This is a genomic window from Haematobacter missouriensis, assembly GCF_000740775.1.
GTDB lineage: Bacteria > Pseudomonadota > Alphaproteobacteria > Rhodobacterales > Rhodobacteraceae > Haematobacter > Haematobacter missouriensis.
This window is the reverse complement of sequence record NZ_JFGS01000005.1, coordinates 1-20,670: the sequence shown is the minus strand read 5'-3', so window position 1 is coordinate 20,670 and position 20,670 is coordinate 1. Positions and strand designations below refer to the sequence as shown.

Below are 20,670 nucleotides of genomic sequence, written 5' to 3'. Positions count from 1 at the left end.
CACGCACGCTGTCGGAACAGCAATAAGGGGGGCCAGCCCGCCATCGGTCCGAGGGCAGGCCCGAATGATCGCAAGCTTCGCTCGCGCAGTTGAGCAAGGAGTTGGGCATCAATCTCAAGACGGTTGCGAAGTGGCGCAAGCGCGCAACGGTCGAGGATAGGAAGACCGGGCCGTCGGAGCCGCGCTCGACGGTTCTTTCCCAGGCCGAGGAAGCAGCGGTCGTGGCGTTCCGGCGCCATACGCTGCTGCCATTGGACGATTGCCTTTATGCCCTGCAGCCGTCCCTCCCGCACCTGACACGCTCGGCGCTGCACTTTAGGTCGGGGAAAACGATCCCCCGGATTGTTTTCTGATCCCTCCTCACCTTCAGCGCCACGGCATCCCGCGTCTGCCTGATATGGACGGCGACAAGCCGAAACGGTCGAAGGTCAAGCGCTATCCGATCGGCTTCTTTCACATCGATATTGCCGAGGTGCAGACCGCTGAAGGAAAGCTCTCTCTCTTTGTCGCAATTGACAGAACCAGCAAGTTGCCTGCGTTCGCCTCGTCCAAAAGGCGGTGAAGATGGCTGCAGCCCAGTTTCTGCGCGACCTGATCGCAGCTGCGCCATACCGGATCCACACGGTGTTGACCAAGCGAGCCATTGAAGGCGCCATCGGTCCGAGCCCCATGGCGAGCGGAGTGCAGTTCGCAAATCGCAGCGTCGATACCAGCGCCTTCGAGCACATCTTCCGGCGCGTATGCCCTGAAAGCGACATGGATCACCGGCTGACCAAACCCAACCACCCGTGGACCAATGGCCAGGTTGAGCGGATGAACCGCACGATCAAGGAGGGGAAGCGGATCAGAAAACGATCCGGGGGATCGTTTTCCCGCTGAACGTCAAGCGCCTCCACTACGAGCGCCATGACCAGCTTCGCACACACCTCACCGACTCATGACAGCCTAGACCTTCGCGCGCAGGCTCAAGACCCTTGGCGGTCTCACGCCCTAAGAATACGTCTGCAAGATCCAGACATCAGAGCCAGACAGATTCATCGTAAATCCGATCCAACAGATGCCGGAACTGAACAGCTAGGATCAGACCGTCGCTACAAAGGGTTTTTCGCGGGATCCGAATAGCTTGGTGAGGGACGGACAGGCGGATGAACTGCCTCATCCGCAGGCTACACGCCGCTGCCTTAATCAGGCGAAAGAGCTTTTCCTGAGTTTTAGCGCATGAGAACACCTTGCCTTCCGATAAGGCGCCTCATGCGTCAGACGGTGGTCTCACCAAGAGCGGAGATGACCATATTACGGGCCCGATTGACACGACTTTTGACGGTCCCGACCGTGCAGCCGCAGATCTCGGCGGCCGCCTCGTAGCTTTCTCCCATCATCACGACAAGGATCAGCGTATCGCGGTAATGAACGGGCAGGCCGCGCACGATTTCCATTAGTTCGCCGCCGCGGACGTTCCACTCCTGTGTGGGCTGAGAGATCAAATCACCCGACACGCAATCTTCCGCGCCCGTCGTTTCGCGCCCTTGCGTTCGGATGCGGGAATAGAATGTATTGCGCATGATCGTGAATAGCCAAGCCCGCAGCCGTGTGCCGGGAGCAAACTTGTCAAGATTGGCCAACGCTTTCAACAGCGTCTCCTGGACCAGATCGTCAGCGTCGGTCGTGTCCCGGCACAGCGACCACGCGAATGCGCGGAGCGCGGGGATCAGCGCCACAACGCCGGTCCGCACCTCATCGCGGGAAGAAGTTGTCATCATCCGGGACCGTCCTTGAATCCGGTGATCGGCAGCGTAGGATAACCCGGCGGAGCGCGGACGGTTCCGGGTGGTGACAGGAGATTTGAGCATGGTCGAGAAACCTCTGGATGACGCGGCGGCGCGTACGGAGGAGGAACTCGCACGGCTCCTGTCGGACATATCGGCGGAACTCAGGCTTCACGATGTTCCCGAACGGCTGCGGATGTTGGCGCTCGAACTCGACGCAGCGCTCGCCCGTCGGCAGAAGGATGTCGCTCCTGCCCGTACGACGCCGGAAACCGACGCCACGGACCGCTGAGGAAGAGCCGTTCAGCGGCTGTTTCCGCCCGCGTCGCCCTGCTGTCGAAAAGCGTCGAATTTCGGCCATTCGCGCCTGTGTTTCATGGCATTCTGCAGCCATCCCCGCGCGCCGGTTCCACGTCGCGGGAAGACAGCAACCCATCCGCCATTTCGCGGTCCGCAGGACGCCAAGATGACCCTACAGAGCACAATTGCCGCGCTGCTTGCCCGCCAGAAGCCGGGTTTCAGTCTGGATCAGGCCTTTTATCGCGATGACGACATCTACCGGCTGGATCTGGAGGAATTCTGGTATCGCGACTGGCTGTTCGTCGGCCATGATTGCGAAATCGCCCAGCCAGGCAGTTTCTTTACCGTGCAGGTTGGCGATTACTCGGTGATCGTGGTGCGCGGGCGCGATGGCGCGATCCGGGCTTTTCACAATGTGTGCCGCCATCGGGGCTCCCGTATCTGCCTTACGGAAAAGGGACGCGCGTCGCGGCTCGTCTGCCCCTATCACCAATGGACCTTCGATCTCGATGGGCAACTGCTTTTCGCACGGCAGATGGGGGAGGACTTCGATCCCACGCCATACGGTCTGAAGCCTGTGGCCTGCGAATCGGCGGCTGGATATGTCTGGATCAGCCTCGCGGCTGTGCCTGCCGACTTCGCCCCGCAGCGGCGGCGGATGGAGACCTATTTCGGCGCCCACAATCTGAAGGAGGCCAAGGTCGCGTTTGAATCGACCATCGTCGAGAACGGCAATTGGAAACTGGTCTGGGAGAACAACCGCGAGTGTTACCACTGCGCGGCCAACCATCCGGACCTGTGCAAGACCTATCCAGAAGCGCCCTCGGTCACCGGTGTGGACGGGGCGGGGAGCGACCCCGAGATCGCCGCCCATTGGGCCGCCTGCGAGGAAAGGGGGCTCGCTTCGCGCTTTGACATGGAGCCGGATGGGCAGTCCCGTGCCGTTCGGGTGCCGCTGCTCCGGGGTGCCGAGAGCTATACGATGACCGGGCGGCGCGCCGTGGGGCGCAAGATCTCGGACTGTTTCCCGGGCGAGGAGGGGATCGGCGCGCTGTTGCTGTTCCATTACCCGACCACATGGAACCACGTTCTGATCGATCACGCGATCTCCTTCCGGGTGCTGCCGATTTCCGCGACCCAGACGCAGGTGACGACAAAGTGGCTTGTCCACAAGGATGCCGTCGAAGGGGTGGACTACGACCTGGAGAAGCTGACCGAGGTCTGGATCCACACCAATGACGAAGATCGCCGGATCGTGGAGGATAATGCGCGCGGAATCGCTTCGCCTGCCTATCAGCCGGGACCTTATTCCGAGATCCACGAAGGCGGCGTGATGCAGTTCGTGGAATGGTATTGCGAGACGCTGAAGCGTCGCATTGGCCCCGACAGTCAGGCACGGATCGCCGCGGAATGATTGTTCAGACCTTGCCCCAGCCGCTCCCTTGGAACGCGCTGGAGGAGCCGATGCGGTGCGTGGGTGTCCGCGCCGAGACAGTGGATGTGCGCACCTTCACCTTTCGTCCGCCGCCGGGGCGCTGGTGTGCCTATCGCCCTGGACAGTTCGTCACAATCGAACTGCCGACGGCAGAGGGGCCGGTGCTCAGAAGTTATACGCTCTCCTCTTCCCCCTCGCGGCCGTTTTCCGTCTCGATCACCGCCAAGCTGAAGGCGGGGAGCGTCGCGACGCAGTGGATGTTTGACAACCTCGCCCCCGGATTCGGACTGAAATTCACCCAGCCGATGGGCAACTTCCATCTGCCCGATCCGCTGGTCGGGCCGTTGCTTCTGATTTCGGCGGGATCGGGCGCGACGCCTTGCATGTCGATGCTCAGATGGGTCGCGGACTGCGCGCCGGGGTTGAAGGTTACATATGTGCATGCGGCGCGTTCGGCCGATGACATCCTGTTCCGGCGGGAACTCGAGTTGCTGGCGGAGCAGATGCCGGGCCTTCGGCTTCTGTTCATTCTTGGCCGTGGAGCAGAGGGGGAGAGTCTGATCGCCGGACGCCTGGACGCGCAACTGCTGCGGCGGCTGGTGCCGGAACGGCTGGAGCGGCAGGTCTACTGCTGTGGACCACAGGGCTTCATGGAGGCGATGCAGGCGGCGCTGTTGGCGGACGGACTGCCCACGGAAGCCTGGCACCAGGAAAGTTTCGGGCCAACGAGCGGCGGACTGCTGCTGCCGGAGGCGCCTGAGGTGTCGGAAGATGCGGTGGTGCGTTTCGCGCGCTCAGGCGTGGAAGTGCCGGTAGGAGCCGGACAGACGATCCTGCAGATGGCGCAAGCGGCGGGTATTGCTGCCTCCTTTGCCTGTGGCATGGGTGTCTGCGGCACCTGCAAAGTCCGGGCGCGAGGGAGTGTGGAGATGCACCATCAGGGCGGCATCTTCGAGGATGAGGTGGAGGACGGCTTCATACTGGCCTGCTGTTCCCGCCCGCTCGCGAGTGTCGAGGTCGATCTGTAGAAGCGGACGGCGCTGACGCGCCGAAGCGGCAAGCCCGTGCGCCGCCTTCGCAGCGCACGGGCGGTCGGTCAGCCCTTCAACGCCTTCGCATGCCAGGCGATGTGATCGCCGATGAAGGTCGAGATGAAGTAGTAGCTGTGGTCGTAGCCATCCTGAAGGCGCAGTTCCACCGAATGACCCGCGGCCTTGCAGGCTTCGACCAGGCGCTCCGGCTGGAGTTCGCGAACAAGGAACTCATCCGCTCCACCCTGGTCGATCAGAAGGGGCAGGCGTTCTTTCAGGCCGGGAATCAGGCGCACCGCATCCCACTCCGCCCACGCGCCCCGATCAGGGCCGAGATAGGCGGTGAATGCCTTCTCTCCCCAAGGCACTTCCGAGGGGCCGACGATCGGAGAGAAAGCTGATACGGACCGGTAGCGGCCCGGATTGCGGAAGGCAGTGACCAATGCTCCGTGTCCACCCATGGAGTGACCCATGATCGAACGCCGGTCGGTGACCGGGAACGCCCCTTCCACCAGAGCGGGGAGTTCCTCGGCGATGTAATCTGCCATCCGGTAGTTGGCTGCCCAAGGTTGCTGAGTCGCATTCAGGTAAAACCCGGCACCCTTGCCGAGATCATAGCCCGAATCATCCGCGACATCATCACCCCGCGGACTGGTGTCGGGATTGATGAGGATAACCCCGTGCTCCGTCGCATAGCGCTGAGCAGCGGCCTTGGTGATGAAGTTCTGCTCCGTGCAGGTGAGGCCGGAGAGCCAGTAGATCACCGGCAGCGGGCCCTCTGCCGCCTGAGGCGGCAGAAAGACACCGAAAGTCATGGGTGTACCGGTGGCCTGGCTTTCATGGCGCCAGACTTCCTGTTGACCGCCAAAACAGGCGTGCGATTCGAGGCGTTCCATGTGGGCGCTCAGTAATGGATGACGCTGCGGATCGACTTGCCTTCGTGCATAAGGTCGAAGGCCGTGTTGATCTCGTCCAGCGGCATGGTGTGGGTGACGAAGGGGGCGAGTTCGATTTCACCCGACATCGCATCTTCCACCATGCCCGGCAGTTGCGTACGTCCCTTCACACCACCGAAGGCCGTGCCCAGCCAACGCCGTCCGGTGACAAGCTGGAACGGGCGTGTGGAAATCTCTTGCCCCGCGCCGGCCACACCGATGACCACCGACTGGCCCCAGCCGCGATGCGCGCATTCCAGCGCGGCCCGCATCACATTGACATTGCCGATGCATTCGAACGAGTGGTCGACCCCCCAGCCAGTCATCTCCACGATGACCTGTTGGATCGGCTTGTCGTGGTCCTTCGGGTTGATGAAGTCGGTCGCACCGAACTGCTTGGCAAGTTCGAACTTGGAGGGGTTCATATCGACCGCGATGATGCGCCCGGCCTTCGCCTGCCGCGCACCCTGGATCACCGCCAGACCAATCCCGCCGAGACCGAAGACAGCCACGCTGTCGCCCGGCTGCACCTTCGCCGTGTTATGCACGGCCCCGATCCCGGTCGTCACACCGCAACCCAGAAGGCAGACATGCTCCGGGTTCGCTTCCGGGTTGATCTTGGCGAGAGATACTTCCGCCACCACCGTGTATTCGGAGAAGGTGGAGCAGCCCATGTAGTGATAGATCGGCTCACCATTGTAGGAGAACCGGGTCGTGCCGTCTGGCATCACGCCCTTGCCCTGCGTCGCGCGGACGGCAATGCACAGATTGCTCTTGCCGGATTTGCAGAACAGACACTCACCGCATTCGGCGGTGTAGAGAGGGATCACGTGATCCCCCGGCACGACAGAAGTCACGCCTTCGCCGACTTCAACCACGATGCCCGCGCCTTCATGCCCCAGTACGCAGGGGAACAGCCCTTCCGGGTCATCGCCCGACAGGGTGAAGGCGTCGGTATGGCAGACGCCGGTATGGGTGATCTTGATCAGGACCTCTCCCGCCTTCGGCGGTTCGACGTCGATTTCGACGATTTCGAGCGGCTTTCCCGGACCGAAGGCAACGGCGGCGCGCGATTTCATGGGTCTCTCCTCCATGCTTCACTTGAGATAGGACCGGACGAGCGCGATTGCGGTCTCGATCCTTGGATTGGGCTCGGCGGGTGTAGCCAGTTCCTCGCGCAGATGGCTTTCCAGAACGCTGCCCATCAATCCGTTGACCGCACCCCTCACAGCCGCGAGCTGTTGCAGGATCGGTTCGCACTGGGCCTCGCCTTCAAGCGATCTTTCAAGGGCTTCGATCTGGCCGCGGATGCGGCGGACACGGATCAGCGCCTGTTGCTTTTCGCGCGGGTCGTTGGGCATCCCCCTCCTCCGATACTGGGGGGGAGTATATTCCTCCCCCACCGCCGCGCAAGGAGTGAAAAGGCCCGCCGGGGGGGCGGGCCTTCGGAAGAAAGTAGGAGATCAGGGCCAGCGAGCCAGCGGGGGCAGGCTCATCAGCACCGCCTCCGGGTCATGCGCCGTGGCCAGACCGAATTTCGTGCCACGGTCATAGACAAGGTTGTACTCCGCATAGAGGCCGCGATGGACGAGCTGTGCCTCCCTCTCCGCAGGTCCGTAGGGATCGCGACTGCGCTTTTCCGCCAGTGGAAGAAAGGCAGGCAGGAAGGCGCGACCCACATCCTGCGTGAAGGCGAAGTCTGCCTCCCAGTCGCTGGTGTTGAGATCGTCGAAGAAGATGCCGCCCACTCCCCGTGCACGCTTGCGGTGCGGGATATAAAAATATTCGTCGGCCCAAGCCTTGAACCGGGTATAGAAATCCGGCCCATGCAGGTCGCAGGCGGTCTTGAGCATGGCGTGGAAATGCGCGGTGTCCTCAGCGAACTCTATGCAGGGATTGAGGTCGGCGCCTCCGCCGAACCACCATGCATGCGGCGTCCAGAACATGCGCGTATTCATGTGGACAGCCGGGGCGAGCGGGTTGCGCATGTGGGCAACAAGGCTGATGCCGGAAGCCCAGAACCGTGGATCCTCCGCCATGCCCGGAACACCCCGCGCCGCCATCGCCGCCTGCGCGGCCGATGCGAGCGTGCCATGAACGGCGGAGACGTTGACGCCTACTTTCTCGAAGACCCGCCCTTCGCGCATGACAGACATGAGGCCGCCGCCACCGTCCCCGCCGTCCCGCTCGGTTTCACGCAGTTCGAAACGTCCGGGCGGGCGATCAGAGGGAAGCGCGTCCTCCAGCGTCTCGAAGGCGGTGCAGATCTGATCCCTGAGCGTTCGGAACCATGCCGCCGCCCGCGTCTTGCGTTCGTCGAAATTGATATCCATGACGATCCTGCCTTTCGGGAACCCAATAGCTCTCCGCCGGACGATGGCCAAGCCGAGTCTGGCTTTTGGTTCCATAATCGCTAGATATCGGATCGTCGGCCCGGCGGAGGATGACATCATGACGCGCCCGTTTCCCGTTCTTTTTCTGCTTCTCGGTCTCGCGGCCTGCGCGACGCCACAGGAGCGTTGTCTCAACACCGCCACGCGCGATCTGCGGACCGTGAACATGTTGATCGATCAGACGCAGGGCAACATCGCCCGCGGGTTCGCGCTCGACAGCCGGACGGATTGGGTAACGGATTTCGACTGGTGCCCCGGCCCCTACTGGGGGCGCGGGTATTACCGTCCGATGATGTGTGAGCGCGATGTGCCGGTGACGAGCAACGTGCCGCGGGCCATCGATCTCAGGGCCGAACAGGCGAAGCTGGACGGTCTGCTGGAGAAGCGGCGTGAACTGACCGTGCAGACAGGGGCGCGGGTCGATGCCTGCAGGGCGGCCTATCCGCCAAAATAGGCCGTGGGAGCGGCGCGCCTGTCCTGAACGGCCTCCGTCAGTTGACGGGCGGGGGTGGCGCGGTGACCGTCGGTACGCCCCTTGCGCGCCAGCGGGAAATTTCGGCCTGCTGGTTGAGCGCATAAGGCGCGTAAACCTTGAAATAGGTGGTCGTGCGGCTCATCCGCTCCAGCAGCAGGGGGCCTTCGTCCTTGCGGAATTCGGCATCCGCCACGGCCAGCTCCTGCCGAATGGCGGGATCGGCGCCGTAGCGCCCCGCCTGTGCCAGAAGCGCGGCATCCCCCCCTGTTCCCTGACGTTCCACCGCACCGGCATTGCCCCCCAGTACAGCGGTCGCGTCGGCGAGCGGAGTAGGGTCGGTGCGATTCGCACCGCCGGGGGTCGGCACGGGGAGGGAGGCAAGGTTTGCCTGTCCCGCCGGAATGTCGAGCGGCTTGGTCGGCAGGATGGCGAACTCGTCCGGGCTGCGGGTGTCGGAACGAAGCTGGATGAGCTTTCCGTTGCCGCAGGCGGCTAGGCTGCAAGCCGCCGCCAGCACGAGCACGAGCCTGCCCGCCCGGATCCGACCCGCCTGTATCATGCCCCGCTCCATCGCACTCTTGCTGTTTTGTCTTCGTTTAACTGTTTTGAACCGGGGCGTCACGCCTTCTTGTCGCGTCCGGTGAACAGGACCAGCCCGATGGCACCCGCGAACACCGCGATATCGGCGACGTTGAATGCCCAGGGATTATCGATTCCGCAGCACGACATGTTCAGAAAGTCAGCCACAGCGCCATAGAGAACGCGATCGATCACGTTTCCGATGGCCCCGCCGATCAAAAGACCCGCCGAAACCTGCGCAGCGGTGGTCTGGGGCTCCTTGCGCATCCACAGCCAGACCCAGGCCGATATGACCAGAGCGACGGCGATCAGCAGCCAGCGGCCCAGATCGCCATCCCCCTGCAGCAGCCCGAAGTTCACGCCCCGGTTCCACGCCATGCGGAAGTTGAGATAGGGGGGCCAGATGTCGATCTCCCGCACGCGGTCGAGCGACATGAGATGGACCACCACGAATTTGCTGAGCTGATCCAGAACGAACGTGGCCGTGGCCACGCCCGCCATGATCCCGAGCGATCCCCTGGCCATCAGTGACGGAAATGCCGCTGACCGGTGAACACCATCGCCAGCCCCGCGGCATCAGCAGCTGCGATCACCTCCGCATCGCGGATGGAACCGCCGGGCTGGATCACCGCTTTTGCGCCCGCCCGAGCCAGTTCTTCCACCCCGTCGGGGAAGGGAAAGAATGCATCGGAGGCGGCCACGCAGCCTTTCGCGGGCGAAACCGGCAGGTGCAGCAGTTCAGCCATGTGCTCGGCCTTACGTGCGGCGATCATGGTCGAATCGACCCGGCTCATCTGGCCTGCGCCGATGCCGACGGTCGCCTCATCCTTCACATAGACGATGGCGTTGGATTTCACGTGCTTCGCCACCTTCCACGCGAACAGCATGTCGGCCAGTTCCTGATCGGTGGGCGCGCGCTTCGTCACCACCTTCAGGTCAGCCGCCTTCACTTCGCCGTTGTCGCGGTCCTGTACCAGGAACCCCCCCGCAACCTGCCGGAATGTCAGGCCCTTCGCCGTCGGATCGGGCAGGGCGCCCGTCGTGAGCAGACGCAGGTTCTTCTTGGCGGCAAAGATGGCCTTTGCCTCATCATCCGCATCAGGGGCGATGACGACTTCGGTGAAGATCTCGGCGATCTTAGCGGCGGTGGCGCCGTCCAGTACATGGTTCAGCGCCACGATTCCGCCGAAGGCCGAGGTCCTGTCGCAGTCATAGGCGCGCCCATAGGCATCCAGTAGCGATCCGCCCACGGCGACGCCGCAGGGGTTGGCGTGCTTTATTATGGCGCAGGCGGCGCGGTCGGTCGGGAACTCCGCCACCAGTTCGAACGCGGCGTCGGTATCGTTGATATTGTTGTAGGACAGCTCCTTGCCCTGCCATTGCCGCGCGGTGGCCACGCCGGGACGGTCGGAGCCGTCGCGGTAGAAGGCGGCCGCCTGATGCGGATTCTCGCCATAGCGGAGCGGCTGGGCCAGCGTTCCGGCAAAGGCGCGGCGGCGGGGGTTCGCCTCTCCCAGCGCGGCGGCCATCCAGGTGGAGACGGCGGTGTCATAGGCGGCGGTGCGGGCATAGGCGATCTGCGCCTGCCGCTGGCGGAAGGCGTAGGACACGCGGTCGTCGTTGCGGTCAAGTTCGGCCAGCAGCGCGTGGTAATCCTCCACATCGGTGACGACCGTCACCCAGGCATGGTTCTTGGCTGCGGCGCGCAGCATGGCCGGGCCGCCGATGTCGATATTCTCGACGCACGTGTCGTAGTCGGCGCCCTTCGCCACGGTCGCCTCGAACGGGTAGAGGTTCACGATGAGCAGGTCGATCGGCTCGATCCCATGCGCTTCCATCTCCGGCTTGTGCTGGTCGCGGAGGGCGAGCAGGCCGCCATGCACCTTGGGGTGCAGCGTTTTCACCCGGCCGTCCATCATCTCGGGGAAGCCGGTCAGGTCGGCCACGTCGCGCACGGAAAGGCCCGCCTTGCGGAGCATCTCTGATGTACCGCCGGTGGACAGCAGTTCCACCCCCCGCGCGGCAAGGTTCTGGGCGAATTCCAGAAGGCCGGTCTTGTCGGAAACGGAGATCAGCGCGCGGGCGATCGGCAGCAGGTCGGGCATGGTCAGATCCTTCGGCTCAGGCATCGGCTCGGATGGCGCGGGCGGCCTGCGGAAGCTCCTCTTCCGCCGGTTCGGTGTCGCGGATGGCCAGCGGAGTATCCTCTGATTTCGCCAGCGTCCAGCCCACCTCGCCCGCCTTGTCGGCCACAAGCCCCGAAAGAACGATCTGGCGGCTGGGCCGAGGCGCAGAAAGATGCGGATCGAGCCAGACGGAGGCATCCAGCGACATCCGTGCCGCCCCCGCCTGCCGGAAGATCCAGACCTCCTTGCTGGGCAGGTGGAGAACGATCTGCTCTGCCTCCACCTTGGCCTTTACGGCGGGATGCAGGTGAAACCGGATGGTGAAATGCACGCCTTGCAGGCGGCTGTTGAGGATCGCACGCTCCAGCACCCGGCGATCCGGCTCTGTCGCTGCGCCGAGCGCGTCATAGCCGCGAAGCATCCGCCCGTCGCGGGAAAGCTCCAGTTCCCGGACATGGGTGAGGCCATGGCTCGCGACGTAGCCGTCATGACTGAGGACGAGCAGCGGGCCTTCGTCGCCGGTGGTGACCTCGGCCCGCACATTTCGTGGCCCGTCGGAGAGCAACTCCTCCGTGTCGCGTCTGGTCCCAAGCCGGGCGGAGGAAAGCCCCTCTATGCCCAGAACGGAATGGGACGGGGTGGCACGGGCGGCATTTTCCCAATCGGCGCCGAGCGCGCTCCCCGGCCCGCAGGACACGATCAGCGGCCGACGGCCGGAGGTGAGCTCGAAAGCCAGCGTGGAAGCATGGGCGAGCCGCGAAGCTGTGCCCATCGGCGGTGGTGCCGCATCGACGATGAGCGTCGTCCGGGACGCTGCGAGCCGGAGATATCCCATGGTCGCCACCGCAGGGGCACCGGCGATTGAATTGGCGCGTGCCCCGGAGACAAGGAGGGCGCGATCCAGCTTTCCGGGTGGGGGGGTTCCCCCGCCATGAAGGCGCGGCAGTCCGCCATCCGCCTGACGCAGTAGGCGCAGGGTGGGTGCCGCCCGTTGGATCGCATCAGTCACGGCGGGCGGCACCGGCAGGCCCGCGGCCGAGAGCGCGTCGCGGGCCTCCACCAGCAGCGTCAGCAGGTCGAGCAGCTCTTCCGGGTTGCGGGAGGCCACGGCACCCCCGGGATCGACCGACCGTGCCGCCTCTGTCGCCAGCCCTCTGGCGAAGGGTCCGGTGAATGACCGCATCCGCGCCAGAGCCAGCGAGCCGGTGACAAGAGCCGTCAGCGCCTCCACCCGGGCAGGTCCTTCAGGCAGGGATTTCCACCGCCGCCGCAGGAAGTGCATCTCGCGGGTTGCCCCCGCAAGAAGGGCTCGGGGGGACGATCTGCCGGGACCAGTCAGGAATTCCGCATGCCCGATCCAGCGTCGGAGGCGTCCGGCGGAAAGGTCGGCGTGCCATCCCGTCCGCCTGTCCCAGCCCTCCAGCCACAGCCATGCCCGCTCCCGCGCCGCCCTACTGCCAAGCGCAGCAAGGTCATCTAGCCACCGGAAGGTGAGGGCTGCAGTTTCCGCGAAGGGCGTTCGGGGGGCATCCAGGGGCGAGCGCGCCGCTGCCATCAGCTGCGCTCCCCGGAGCGGATCGCCGTCGGCACGGGGTGGTGGCAGGGTGGCGAAATGCGGCGCCACACGCCCGGTTGCGGCGAGCCATGCCGCCAGCCCGTCCAGCATATCCCCCTGTCGCTTGCGCACGCCCGTCTCCCGTCTCAAGTCAGCGGGAGGTTAGCGCGCCGCGTGGCCGCTGTCATCGACGCTCGCGATTTACTCCCGGCGCAGAAGCGCCATGTAGAAACCGTCGATCCCGCCGATGTCCGCCCAGTCGTCCGGCCGAATTCGCAAGCCCCCCTCCGGGCTGCGCCATCCGAGCGGAATGCCAGCAAAGTCCCACGCCGCAGCGTCGATGCGGAGTGCGGGGTGGCGAGAGACAGCGGCGAGCACCTGCTTCTCCCCTTCCTCGGGCAAGAGCGAGCAAGTGCAGTAAAGGAGCCTGCCACCGGGGGCGAGCCAGCTGAGTGCTCGGTCGATCAGCCGCTCCTGAAGGGCGATCAGGGGGCGGAGACTGTCGGGGCCCTTCACGAAGGGCAGGTCGGGGTGACGACGGATCGTTCCCGTGGCGCTGCATGGGGCATCAAGCAGGATGGCGGGAACCGGCGCTGCGGGAGACCAATGCTCCAGATCCGCCGCTACGATGCTGGCAGAAAGGCTGGTCCGGGCGAGGTTCTGCTTCAGCCGCTCGAGGCGGGGGGTGGAGATGTCCACCGCCGTCACCCTGCCTCCTGCCGCGGCAAGCTGCAGTGTCTTGCCTCCGGGGGCCGCACAGAGGTCGAGCACGTCCTCCCCCTCGCGAATGGCCAGTCCGCGCGCCGGCAGGGCAGCGGCCGCGTCCTGCACCCACCAGTCGCCGCTTTCATAGCCCGGCTGAGCGGTGAGCGCGCCAGTCCCGTTCAGGCGGAGGCTCCCGGTGGGCAGCGCATCTGCCACCAGACCTTCCGGCCGAGCGCCTTTCAGGGTGATGTCGGTCGGAGCCCCCGCCGCGTGGGCGGCTTCGATGGCCTGCGTGGCGCGGTTGCCCCAAGCCGAGTTTAGCCGTCCGCGGAGCCAACCCGGCAGACGCTGCGGCGGCTGCCGGTCCCAGATGTCCCGAGCCTCCGCCGCCTTGCGCAGCACGGCATTCGCCAGACCGGCATGTCCAGAGGTCTTTTCCGATTTCCGGAGCAGCGCCACCGTCGCGTTGACGACACCGTGGGCCGGAGCGCCTTCCGCCAGCATCTCCACCACCGCGAGGCGGAGGGCATTCCTGACAGGGGGGGCAGGGTTCCGTCGCAGGAAGGGTTTCAGAACGGCGTCTGCGCGATCGACATTGCGCAGAGTGGCAAGAGCCAGACGCTGGCCCCGCGCCCGGGTGTCAGGTGTTTCACGCTGAAGTGGACCGTCCGGCAGCAGAAGGTCCGCCAGCGGCCGTCCCTCGATCAGAACTCCGTCCACGAGACGCAGTGCAGCGGCTCGCGCCGCCAGTCCGGTGACTTCCATTCGTCCTCCTGACCCGCCCTCGGGCGGCGACTTGCCTTGACCGGTGGGGCGCTATAGCATCCCGCCCCTCAAGACAAGCAGGGGGTGACCCATGTCCGACGACAGCTCCGAGCAGCGTGCCGAAGCGCGCACCGATCTTCCTCCCGCCGCGCAGCGTGCACTTGCCGAGGCGGAGGTGCGGCGACGGGCGGCAGAGGGCAAGCCCGGCCTGCCCGTGGAACTGGGCGGCCGCGACGGGCCGGAGCCGGTCCGTTACGGCGATTGGGAGAAGAAAGGCCTCGCGATCGACTTCTGACGCGGATCAGCGGTCGGTATGGCCCAGATCACGCTCAGGTGCGATCACATCGCGAAGGCGCTGCTTGATTTCCTTTGGCCCCGGGAAGCCGCCATCCCGCTTTCTCTCCCAGATCAGCGAATCGCCCGCCCTGATCTCGAACATGCCGCCCGTGCGCGGCAGCAGGGCGACCTCCCCTAGATCGTCGCCGAACGTTTGAAGCAGTTCCTGCGCGATCCAGGCGGCGCGCAGGAGCCAGTTGCACTGGGTGCAATAGGCTATGCTCACTCGGGGTCTTTCCCCTGCATCTTCCATACCAAACCTCCAAATGCAAAAAGCCCCGCGGAATGCGGGGCTGTTGCTGGATCGAAAGAACGGTGCTCAGGCAGCAGGTGCGGCCTTGGCGATTTCTTTCTTGATCTTCAGGGCTTTCGGGGAAAGCTCATCATCCTTCGCCGCGGCAAGGAAAGCATCCAGGCCACCGCGGTGATCCACCGTGCGGAGCGCCGCAGCGGAGATACGCAGCTGGTAGCTGCGACCAAGCGAATCGGAAATCAGGGTGATTTCGTTCAGATTCGGCAGGAAGCGGCGACGGGTCTTGTTGTTGGCATGGCTGATGTTGTTACCAGTCATGACCCCTTTGCCGGTCAATTCGCAAACGCGCGACATCGTTCAGATCCTCACATTACATTGCAGAGTAGGGGCGCGGAAGGACCCGGACCCTGAATTCGTTGCGGGCCGTCTAAGGACAAAACGGCTTCCCGTCAAGCGATTCATGCCAAAAGCCCGGTTTCATGGCCCAGCCGACGGGTCGAGGGAACATCCAGCCGCCACTGGGGTTCGGTGGGGGTGAACAGGAGGAGATATAGCATGGCTATCCATGACAACAGCCCGCCACCCCGTAAGGCGCCTCTGCCGGGCGGACCTCGCCCCGGGTCCGGCCTTGGGTCCAATCGCTGGTACATGATCATCGGCGCGGTGGTGGTAATCGTCGCCGTGTATTTCCTGACGATGGGACGTACGCCGGTGGAAACGGTTCCGTCGACCCCCACCCAGACGGCGCCATCCGTTGCCCCGGGACAGGCACCCGATGTCAATCCCGCGCCTGCTGCCCCCGCCAACTGAGTCTCAGGCGCGATTCGGGTGTCGCGCCTGAACGGAGGAGAGTTCAGAGACGATGCCTTGCGCCGCAGCGCGCGGATCATCCGCGCGCCAGATGGGCCGCCCTACCACGACATGGTCGGCTCCGTCGCCAATCGCGCGGGCAGGCGTGGCGATACGCTTCTGATCGTCGCTGGAGGAAGTGGCCGGCCGCACGCCCGGCGTGACGATCAACCTTCCTTCTGCGGCGGGAAGTGCGCGGATCATCGCGGCCTCCCACGGTGAGGCGATGATGCCGTCGGCTCCTGCTTCGAGCGCGCGGGAGGCACGTTCCACGACGATATCCGCAATATCGCCGTCGCGGATCAGGCCTGCATCCAGATCGGCCCGGTCCAGGGAGGTGAGGATGGTGACCGCGAGAATGCGGGTGAGGTGGCCGCCGCGCCCCTCAACCGCGGCGCGGACCACATGCGGATCGCCATGAACCGTCAGGAAGTCGAGATCGTATTGCGCAAGGCCGCGCACGGCTGCCTCCACAGTCGCCCCGATGTCGAAAAGCTTCATGTCGAGAAAGACGCGCTTGCCCCGTTCCTGCTTCAATTCGTTGGCGAGGGCGAGACCTCCGCCCGTGAGCATGCCGAGGCCGATCTTGTAGAAGGATGCGGCATCGCCGATCCGGTCCACCAGATCCAGCCCCGCAAGGGCGTTGGGCACGTCGAGCGCAACGATAAGGCGATCATCGGCGGTCATGGCGTTTCCCTTTTTTAACGGTCGGGCGTTTCCTAATGCCGCCCGCCCCACCGCGCAAGAAAGAAGCGCCGACACCACCTTGTAAGCGGCGGAGGCGCTTCCCAAATCTTGAAACGACGAAGGCTCGGGAGAAGTGTGCTGCATGGCAGGCATTCGGTCCGGGCGCTTGGAAGGAGTTGTCATGAACCTTGAAAAGTTCACCGAACGGTCCCGCGGTTTCCTTCAGGCCGCACAGACCATTGCGATGCGCGAGAACCACCAGAGGCTGGCTCCGGAGCATCTTCTGAAGGCTTTGATGGATGACGATCAGGGGCTTTCCGCGAACCTGATCCGCCGGGCAGGTGGAGAGCCTGCACGTGTTGCCGAGGGTGTAGAGGCGGCGATCGACAAGCTGCCCAAGGTCTCTGGCGATGCCGGTCAGGTCTATATGGACCCGAAGCTTGGCCAAGTTCTCGACGAAGCCGAGAAGATCGCCAAGAAGGCGGGCGATTCCTTTGTGCCGGTTGAGCGGATCCTCATGGCGCTGGCCATGGTGAAGTCCGCCGCGAAGGATGCGCTGGAGCTGGGTGCTGTGACGGCCCAGAACCTGAATGCGGCGATCAATGATATCCGCAAGGGCCGCACCGCCGATTCTGCTTCTGCGGAAGAGGGCTATGACGCCCTGAAGAAATACACCCGCGACCTTACGGAAGCCGCCGAAGAAGGCAAGATCGACCCGATCATCGGGCGCGATGACGAAATCCGGCGCACCATGCAGGTGCTGAGCCGGCGGACAAAGAACAACCCGGTGCTGATCGGCGAACCCGGTGTCGGCAAGACCGCCATCGCGGAAGGTCTCGCGCTGCGCATCGTGAACGGCGATGTGCCGGAGTCCCTGCGCAACAAGAAGCTGCTGGCGCTCGACATGGGCGCGCTCATCGCGGGCGCGAAATACCGCGGTGAGTTCGAGGAGCGGCTGAAATCCATCCTGTCCGAAATCACCGCAGCGGCGGGCGAGATCATCCTGTTCATCGACGAGATGCACACGCTGGTCGGTGCGGGCAAGACCGATGGCGCAATGGATGCGGCCAACCTCATCAAGCCGGCGCTGGCGCGGGGCGAACTGCACTGCGTGGGTGCGACGACGCTGGATGAATACCGCAAGTATGTGGAGAAGGACGCGGCCCTCGCCCGCCGGTTCCAGCCCGTGATGGTGGAGGAGCCGACGGTGGAGGACACGATCTCCATCCTGCGCGGCATCAAGGAGAAGTATGAGCTTCACCACGGCGTGCGGATCAGCGACTCCGCACTGGTTGCGGCGGCGACTCTGTCGCACCGCTACATCACCGATCGCTTCCTGCCGGACAAGGCCATCGACCTGATGGACGAGGCGGCATCGCGGCTGCGGATGGAGGTGGACTCCAAGCCCGAGGAGCTGGACGCGCTGGATCGGCAGATCCTGCAACTCCAGATCGAGGAGGAGGCGCTGAAAAAGGAAGACGACGCTGCCTCCAGGGACAGGCTGGAAAAACTGCAGAAGGAGCTCGCCGATCTTACCCAACGCTCGGCCGAGATGACGGCCAAGTGGCAGGCGGAGCGTGACAAGCTGGAGGAATCCCGTGGTCTGAAGGAGCAGCTGGACAAGGCGCGCGCCGAGCTCGATCAGGCGAAACGGGAGGGCAACCTCGCCCGCGCCGGAGAGTTGAGCTACGGAATCATTCCGGGGCTGGAGAAGAAACTCGCGGCGGCTGAGAGCAACTCCGACATGATGGTCGAAGAAGCGGTCCGTCCCGAGCAGATCGCCGAAGTCGTCGAGCGCTGGACTGGTATCCCCACCTCCAAACTACTGGAAGGTGAGCGCGAGAAACTCCTCCACATGGAAGAGGAACTCGGCAAGCGCGTCATCGGTCAGAAAGAGGCCGTTCGTGCCGTCTCCAACGCGGTGCGCCGTGCCCGCGCCGGCCTGAACGACGAGAACCGCCCGCTGGGCTCGTTCCTGTTCCTCGGGCCGACCGGTGTCGGCAAAACCGAACTGACCAAGGCGGTGGCAAACTATCTCTTTGACGACGACAACGCGATGGTCCGCATCGACATGTCGGAGTTCATGGAGAAACACTCCGTCGCCCGTCTGATCGGCGCGCCTCCGGGCTATGTCGGTTATGACGAGGGTGGTGTGCTGACCGAAGCCGTGCGGCGCAGACCCTATCAGGTCGTGCTGTTCGACGAGGTCGAGAAGGCCCACCCCGATGTGTTCAACGTGCTCCTGCAGGTGCTGGACGATGGTGTGCTGACCGATGGGCAGGGACGGAGGGTCGATTTCAAGCAGACGCTGATCGTGCTGACGTCCAACTTGGGCAGTCAGGCGCTCTCCCTGCTGCCCGAGGGGGCTGATCCCGGCGCGGCGCGTGCGGAGGTGATGGAGGCTGTGCGGATGCACTTCCGGCCGGAATTCCTGAACCGCCTCGACGAGATGGTGATCTTCGACCGGCTGACGCGGGCCGACATGGACGGTATCGTCACCATTCAGCTTCGGCGGCTGGAAAAACGGCTTTCGGCGCGGAAGATCACGCTGGAACTGGACGAGAGCGCGCGGAAGTGGCTCGCCGATGAGGGGTATGACCCCGTCTTCGGTGCGCGCCCCCTGAAGCGTGTGATCCAGCGGTCGCTGCAGGATCCGCTCGCCGAGATGCTGCTGGGCGGAGACGTTCTGGATGGTGCCACCGTGCATGTGACGGCAGGCGAGGACGGTTTGATCATTGAGGATCGCGTCGCGGCGCCGTCCCGAAAGCATCCGCCCGAGGCGCATGCTGTGCTGCACTGAGCCATCTTTTATATCGCAATCAGCGCCGGGCGGACCTCCGTCCGGCGCTTTCTTGTCTGGCATCCAATAAATGTGAGCGGACCTGCGGCTGTACCGCGCTATCTTTTCTTCATACGCCTGAGATCCTGAGGAGGCGGCATTGAAGTTCCACTGGTCCGAAATCACTCCGGAACGTCTTTGGCTGGACCGCCGCGCGGTTCTTGCTGGGATGGGAGCGCTGGCCGCTTCTCCCACCTTGGCTGCGGACAAATGGTCCACCGATGCAAAGCCGAACGCGCTGTCGGACATCACCAACTATAACAATTTTTACGAATTCGGTTACGGCAAGGAAGATCCCGCTCGCAATGCAGGGGCGCTGACTGTCAGCCCATGGTCGGTCAAGGTTGGTGGCCTCGTGGATCGGCCCGGCACTTATGACCTTGCCGATCTGCTGAAAGGCGTGGCGGTTCGCGACCGTACCTATCGGCTGCGCTGTGTGGAGGCATGGTCGATGGTCATTCCCTGGCAGGGCGTGCAGCTCTCCGACCTACTGACAAAGTTCGGTGTGCAGCCGTCCGCTAAATACGTGGCCTTCGAGACGCTCTACCGTCCGAGCGAGATGCCTTACCAGTCCAGCCGCCTGCTCGATTGGCCCTATCGGGAGGGGTTGCGGCTCGATGAGGCCATGCATCCGCTGGTCATTCTTGCCACCGGTCTCTATGGCAAGTCGCTGCCGAACCAGAACGGCGCGCCACTTCGCTTGATCGTGCCGTGGAAATACGGGTTCAAGTCGATCAAGTCGATCGTCTCGATCACTTTGACGGACACACAGCCCAGAACAGCTTGGCAGGAACAGAATGCACGGGAATACGGCTTTTATGCCAACGTGAACCCCGCGGTGGATCATCCCCGTTGGAGCCAGGCGACGGAGAGGGTCATCGGCGCGGGCCTGTTCGGCGGCCGGCGGGACACCGAACCGTTCAATGGCTATGCTGAGCAGGTCGCGAGCCTTTATTCGGGCATGGACCTCATGAAATACTACTGATGGAAAGAAATACTACTGATGGAAAGCGTCAACCGCTGGCTCCGTCGAGTCCCGACGTGGACGATCTATCTGGCAGGTTCCCTTTGGGCTGCGTTCATCTTCTGGCAGGCAGTCACCGGTGCGATCGGCGTCGATCCGGTGCGGGAGCTGGAGCATGCTCTGGGGCTGCGCGCGCTGCAGCTCCTGATCCTAGGGTTGGCGATCACGCCGCTACGCCGGTTCACCGGACTAAACCTGCTGCGGTTCCGGCGGGCCATCGGCCTGACGGCCTTCGGATTGACGGCACTACACCTGATCGCGTGGCTCATGTTCGATATTGGCCTGAACTGGGGGGCGGCAGCAGCGGATATCCTGAAGCGTCCCTATATAACCATCGGGATGGCGGGGTTCGTTCTCCTGATCCCGCTGGCGATGACATCAAACAACCTGTCGATCCGTCGGCTGGGTCCGCAGTGGCGACGGCTTCACCGGCTCACCTATGCTGCCGTCCTGGCGGGGGGCGTGCATTATCTGATGGTCGTAAAATCCTGGCCCATGCAGCCCATCGTCTATTGTGCACTCATCCTGGTGCTTCTCGGCCTGCGATTCTGGCCGCAGGGTGTGCGCACGGGACGGAAGACGGCAGATTCGCGGGATTGAAACCTGCCCTTACTCGT

Annotated in this window: 22 protein-coding genes and 1 pseudogene; 10 read left to right on the top strand and 13 right to left on the bottom strand. The window is 64.1% G+C overall.

The window, feature by feature from the left end; all coding sequences use genetic code 11:
- Positions 1-68 precede the first annotated feature (68 nt).
- Positions 69-1,078: pseudogene (locus CG51_RS19470) on the top strand (transposase family protein); the annotation flags it as partial.
- Between the two features lie 178 nt (positions 1,079-1,256).
- Here the strand turns inward: CG51_RS19470 and CG51_RS06675 are convergent.
- Positions 1,257-1,757 carry a sigma-70 family RNA polymerase sigma factor gene (locus CG51_RS06675; RefSeq protein WP_051930169.1) on the bottom strand — a complete coding sequence of 167 codons (501 nt, stop codon included), beginning with the start codon at positions 1,755-1,757 and terminating at the stop codon, positions 1,257-1,259.
- A gap of 91 nt (positions 1,758-1,848) precedes the next feature.
- Between CG51_RS06675 and CG51_RS06670 the strand changes: the two genes are divergently transcribed.
- The 3 genes from CG51_RS06670 (at position 1,849) to CG51_RS06660 (ending at position 4,529) form a co-directional block, all read left to right on the top strand.
- On the top strand, positions 1,849-2,058 hold the full coding sequence (locus CG51_RS06670; protein WP_035743322.1) for a hypothetical protein: 210 nt from the start codon (positions 1,849-1,851) through the stop codon (positions 2,056-2,058).
- 174 nt (positions 2,059-2,232) lie between these two features.
- Positions 2,233-3,480 (top strand): aromatic ring-hydroxylating oxygenase subunit alpha, encoded by a 1,248-nt coding sequence (locus CG51_RS06665; RefSeq protein ID WP_035743321.1) that lies wholly within the window; start codon positions 2,233-2,235, stop codon positions 3,478-3,480.
- On the top strand, positions 3,477-4,529 hold the full coding sequence (locus tag CG51_RS06660; RefSeq protein WP_035743320.1) for an FAD-binding oxidoreductase: 1,053 nt from the start codon (positions 3,477-3,479) through the stop codon (positions 4,527-4,529). Before CG51_RS06665 ends, CG51_RS06660 begins: the two co-directional genes overlap by 4 nt.
- A 68-nt stretch (positions 4,530-4,597) precedes the next feature.
- Here CG51_RS06660 and fghA read toward each other — a convergent pair whose 3' ends face one another.
- The 4 genes from fghA to hemF form a co-directional block, all read right to left on the bottom strand.
- Entirely contained in the window at positions 4,598-5,428 is an 831-nt protein-coding gene (gene fghA / locus CG51_RS06655) for an S-formylglutathione hydrolase (RefSeq protein ID WP_035743318.1), read from the bottom strand.
- A gap of 8 nt (positions 5,429-5,436) precedes the next feature.
- Positions 5,437-6,546 carry an S-(hydroxymethyl)glutathione dehydrogenase/class III alcohol dehydrogenase gene (locus tag CG51_RS06650; protein WP_035743315.1) on the bottom strand — a complete coding sequence of 370 codons (1,110 nt, stop codon included), beginning with the start codon at positions 6,544-6,546 and terminating at the stop codon, positions 5,437-5,439.
- Between the two features lie 18 nt (positions 6,547-6,564).
- On the bottom strand, positions 6,565-6,828 hold the full coding sequence (locus CG51_RS06645) for a metal/formaldehyde-sensitive transcriptional repressor (protein WP_035743314.1): 264 nt from the start codon (positions 6,826-6,828) through the stop codon (positions 6,565-6,567).
- A gap of 102 nt (positions 6,829-6,930) precedes the next feature.
- Positions 6,931-7,800 carry an oxygen-dependent coproporphyrinogen oxidase gene (hemF, locus tag CG51_RS06640; RefSeq protein WP_035743313.1) on the bottom strand — a complete coding sequence of 290 codons (870 nt, stop codon included), beginning with the start codon at positions 7,798-7,800 and terminating at the stop codon, positions 6,931-6,933.
- A gap of 118 nt (positions 7,801-7,918) precedes the next feature.
- On the opposite strand from hemF, the gene CG51_RS06635 reads away from it, so the two are divergent.
- The gene (locus tag CG51_RS06635) at positions 7,919-8,314 is read left to right on the top strand and encodes a hypothetical protein (protein WP_035743329.1); all 396 of its coding nucleotides are present in this window, start codon (positions 7,919-7,921) and stop codon (positions 8,312-8,314) included.
- A gap of 37 nt (positions 8,315-8,351) precedes the next feature.
- Here CG51_RS06635 and CG51_RS06630 read toward each other — a convergent pair whose 3' ends face one another.
- The 5 genes from CG51_RS06630 to CG51_RS06610 form a co-directional block, all read right to left on the bottom strand.
- Positions 8,352-8,894, bottom strand: a complete 543-nt coding sequence (locus CG51_RS06630; protein WP_084695074.1) for a DUF3035 domain-containing protein — start codon at positions 8,892-8,894, stop codon at positions 8,352-8,354.
- Positions 8,895-8,953: 59 nt separating this feature from the next.
- A complete protein-coding gene (gene lspA / locus CG51_RS06625; protein ID WP_088233852.1) occupies positions 8,954-9,439 on the bottom strand; it encodes a signal peptidase II in 486 nt (161 codons plus the stop codon).
- On the bottom strand, positions 9,439-11,019 hold the full coding sequence (gene purH, locus CG51_RS06620; protein WP_035743326.1) for a bifunctional phosphoribosylaminoimidazolecarboxamide formyltransferase/IMP cyclohydrolase: 1,581 nt from the start codon (positions 11,017-11,019) through the stop codon (positions 9,439-9,441). Before purH ends, lspA begins: the two co-directional genes overlap by 1 nt.
- A 16-nt stretch (positions 11,020-11,035) precedes the next feature.
- Positions 11,036-12,727 (bottom strand): heparinase II/III family protein, encoded by a 1,692-nt coding sequence (locus CG51_RS06615; protein ID WP_035743312.1) that lies wholly within the window; start codon positions 12,725-12,727, stop codon positions 11,036-11,038.
- Positions 12,728-12,796: 69 nt separating this feature from the next.
- Positions 12,797-14,065 carry an RsmB/NOP family class I SAM-dependent RNA methyltransferase gene (locus CG51_RS06610; RefSeq protein WP_035743311.1) on the bottom strand — a complete coding sequence of 423 codons (1,269 nt, stop codon included), beginning with the start codon at positions 14,063-14,065 and terminating at the stop codon, positions 12,797-12,799.
- Positions 14,066-14,156: 91 nt separating this feature from the next.
- Here CG51_RS06610 and CG51_RS06605 point away from each other — a divergent pair, with 91 nt between their 5' ends.
- On the top strand, positions 14,157-14,360 hold the full coding sequence (locus tag CG51_RS06605) for a DUF1674 domain-containing protein (protein ID WP_035743310.1): 204 nt from the start codon (positions 14,157-14,159) through the stop codon (positions 14,358-14,360).
- A 6-nt stretch (positions 14,361-14,366) separates the two neighbouring features.
- Here the strand turns inward: CG51_RS06605 and CG51_RS06600 are convergent, their stop codons facing one another.
- Complete coding sequence (locus CG51_RS06600; RefSeq protein ID WP_035743309.1) at positions 14,367-14,654, bottom strand: Rdx family protein; 288 nt, start codon at positions 14,652-14,654, stop codon at positions 14,367-14,369.
- 66 nt (positions 14,655-14,720) lie between these two features.
- Positions 14,721-15,008 carry a 50S ribosomal protein L28 gene (rpmB, locus tag CG51_RS06595; RefSeq protein WP_035743308.1) on the bottom strand — a complete coding sequence of 96 codons (288 nt, stop codon included), beginning with the start codon at positions 15,006-15,008 and terminating at the stop codon, positions 14,721-14,723.
- A gap of 201 nt (positions 15,009-15,209) precedes the next feature.
- Here rpmB and CG51_RS06590 point away from each other — a divergent pair, with 201 nt between their 5' ends.
- The gene (locus CG51_RS06590; protein WP_035743307.1) at positions 15,210-15,464 is read left to right on the top strand and encodes a hypothetical protein; all 255 of its coding nucleotides are present in this window, start codon (positions 15,210-15,212) and stop codon (positions 15,462-15,464) included.
- A 3-nt stretch (positions 15,465-15,467) separates the two neighbouring features.
- Here CG51_RS06590 and pyrF read toward each other — a convergent pair whose 3' ends face one another.
- Positions 15,468-16,190 carry an orotidine-5'-phosphate decarboxylase gene (gene pyrF, locus CG51_RS06585; RefSeq protein WP_035743306.1) on the bottom strand — a complete coding sequence of 241 codons (723 nt, stop codon included), beginning with the start codon at positions 16,188-16,190 and terminating at the stop codon, positions 15,468-15,470.
- Positions 16,191-16,371: 181 nt separating this feature from the next.
- On the opposite strand from pyrF, the gene clpB reads away from it, so the two are divergent.
- The 3 genes from clpB (at position 16,372) to msrQ (ending at position 20,653) form a co-directional block, all read left to right on the top strand.
- Positions 16,372-18,990 (top strand): ATP-dependent chaperone ClpB, encoded by a 2,619-nt coding sequence (clpB, locus tag CG51_RS06580; protein WP_035743325.1) that lies wholly within the window; start codon positions 16,372-16,374, stop codon positions 18,988-18,990.
- 139 nt (positions 18,991-19,129) lie between these two features.
- The gene (gene msrP, locus CG51_RS06575) at positions 19,130-20,014 is read left to right on the top strand and encodes a protein-methionine-sulfoxide reductase catalytic subunit MsrP (protein ID WP_035743305.1); all 885 of its coding nucleotides are present in this window, start codon (positions 19,130-19,132) and stop codon (positions 20,012-20,014) included.
- A gap of 18 nt (positions 20,015-20,032) precedes the next feature.
- A complete protein-coding gene (gene msrQ, locus CG51_RS06570) occupies positions 20,033-20,653 on the top strand; it encodes a protein-methionine-sulfoxide reductase heme-binding subunit MsrQ (protein ID WP_035743304.1) in 621 nt (206 codons plus the stop codon).
- The last annotated feature ends 17 nt before the right edge of the window (positions 20,654-20,670 follow it).

Excerpts from the sequence above, each read along its gene's own strand:
- pyrF (WP_035743306.1), bottom strand. The coding sequence starts at position 16,190 with ATGACCGCCGATGATCGCCTTATCGTTGCGCTCGACGTGCCCAACGCC.
- rpmB (WP_035743308.1), bottom strand. The coding sequence starts at position 15,008 with ATGTCGCGCGTTTGCGAATTGACCGGCAAAGGGGTCATGACTGGTAAC.
- CG51_RS06635 (WP_035743329.1), top strand. The coding sequence starts at position 7,919 with ATGACGCGCCCGTTTCCCGTTCTTTTTCTGCTTCTCGGTCTCGCGGCC.
- CG51_RS06645 (WP_035743314.1), bottom strand. The coding sequence starts at position 6,828 with ATGCCCAACGACCCGCGCGAAAAGCAACAGGCGCTGATCCGTGTCCGC.
- CG51_RS06600 (WP_035743309.1), bottom strand. The coding sequence starts at position 14,654 with ATGGAAGATGCAGGGGAAAGACCCCGAGTGAGCATAGCCTATTGCACC.
- purH (WP_035743326.1), bottom strand. The coding sequence starts at position 11,019 with ATGCCCGACCTGCTGCCGATCGCCCGCGCGCTGATCTCCGTTTCCGAC.
- CG51_RS06660 (WP_035743320.1), top strand. The coding sequence starts at position 3,477 with ATGATTGTTCAGACCTTGCCCCAGCCGCTCCCTTGGAACGCGCTGGAG.
- CG51_RS06665 (WP_035743321.1), top strand. The coding sequence starts at position 2,233 with ATGACCCTACAGAGCACAATTGCCGCGCTGCTTGCCCGCCAGAAGCCG.
- CG51_RS06650 (WP_035743315.1), bottom strand. The coding sequence starts at position 6,546 with ATGAAATCGCGCGCCGCCGTTGCCTTCGGTCCGGGAAAGCCGCTCGAA.
- CG51_RS06675 (WP_051930169.1), bottom strand. The coding sequence starts at position 1,757 with ATGACAACTTCTTCCCGCGATGAGGTGCGGACCGGCGTTGTGGCGCTG.
- CG51_RS06605 (WP_035743310.1), top strand. The coding sequence starts at position 14,157 with ATGTCCGACGACAGCTCCGAGCAGCGTGCCGAAGCGCGCACCGATCTT.
- hemF (WP_035743313.1), bottom strand. The coding sequence starts at position 7,800 with ATGGATATCAATTTCGACGAACGCAAGACGCGGGCGGCGGCATGGTTC.
- msrQ (WP_035743304.1), top strand. The coding sequence starts at position 20,033 with ATGGAAAGCGTCAACCGCTGGCTCCGTCGAGTCCCGACGTGGACGATC.
- clpB (WP_035743325.1), top strand. The coding sequence starts at position 16,372 with ATGAACCTTGAAAAGTTCACCGAACGGTCCCGCGGTTTCCTTCAGGCC.
- CG51_RS06590 (WP_035743307.1), top strand. The coding sequence starts at position 15,210 with ATGGCTATCCATGACAACAGCCCGCCACCCCGTAAGGCGCCTCTGCCG.
- CG51_RS06610 (WP_035743311.1), bottom strand. The coding sequence starts at position 14,065 with ATGGAAGTCACCGGACTGGCGGCGCGAGCCGCTGCACTGCGTCTCGTG.
- CG51_RS06670 (WP_035743322.1), top strand. The coding sequence starts at position 1,849 with ATGGTCGAGAAACCTCTGGATGACGCGGCGGCGCGTACGGAGGAGGAA.
- fghA (WP_035743318.1), bottom strand. The coding sequence starts at position 5,428 with ATGGAACGCCTCGAATCGCACGCCTGTTTTGGCGGTCAACAGGAAGTC.
- CG51_RS06630 (WP_084695074.1), bottom strand. The coding sequence starts at position 8,894 with ATGATACAGGCGGGTCGGATCCGGGCGGGCAGGCTCGTGCTCGTGCTG.
- lspA (WP_088233852.1), bottom strand. The coding sequence starts at position 9,439 with ATGGCCAGGGGATCGCTCGGGATCATGGCGGGCGTGGCCACGGCCACG.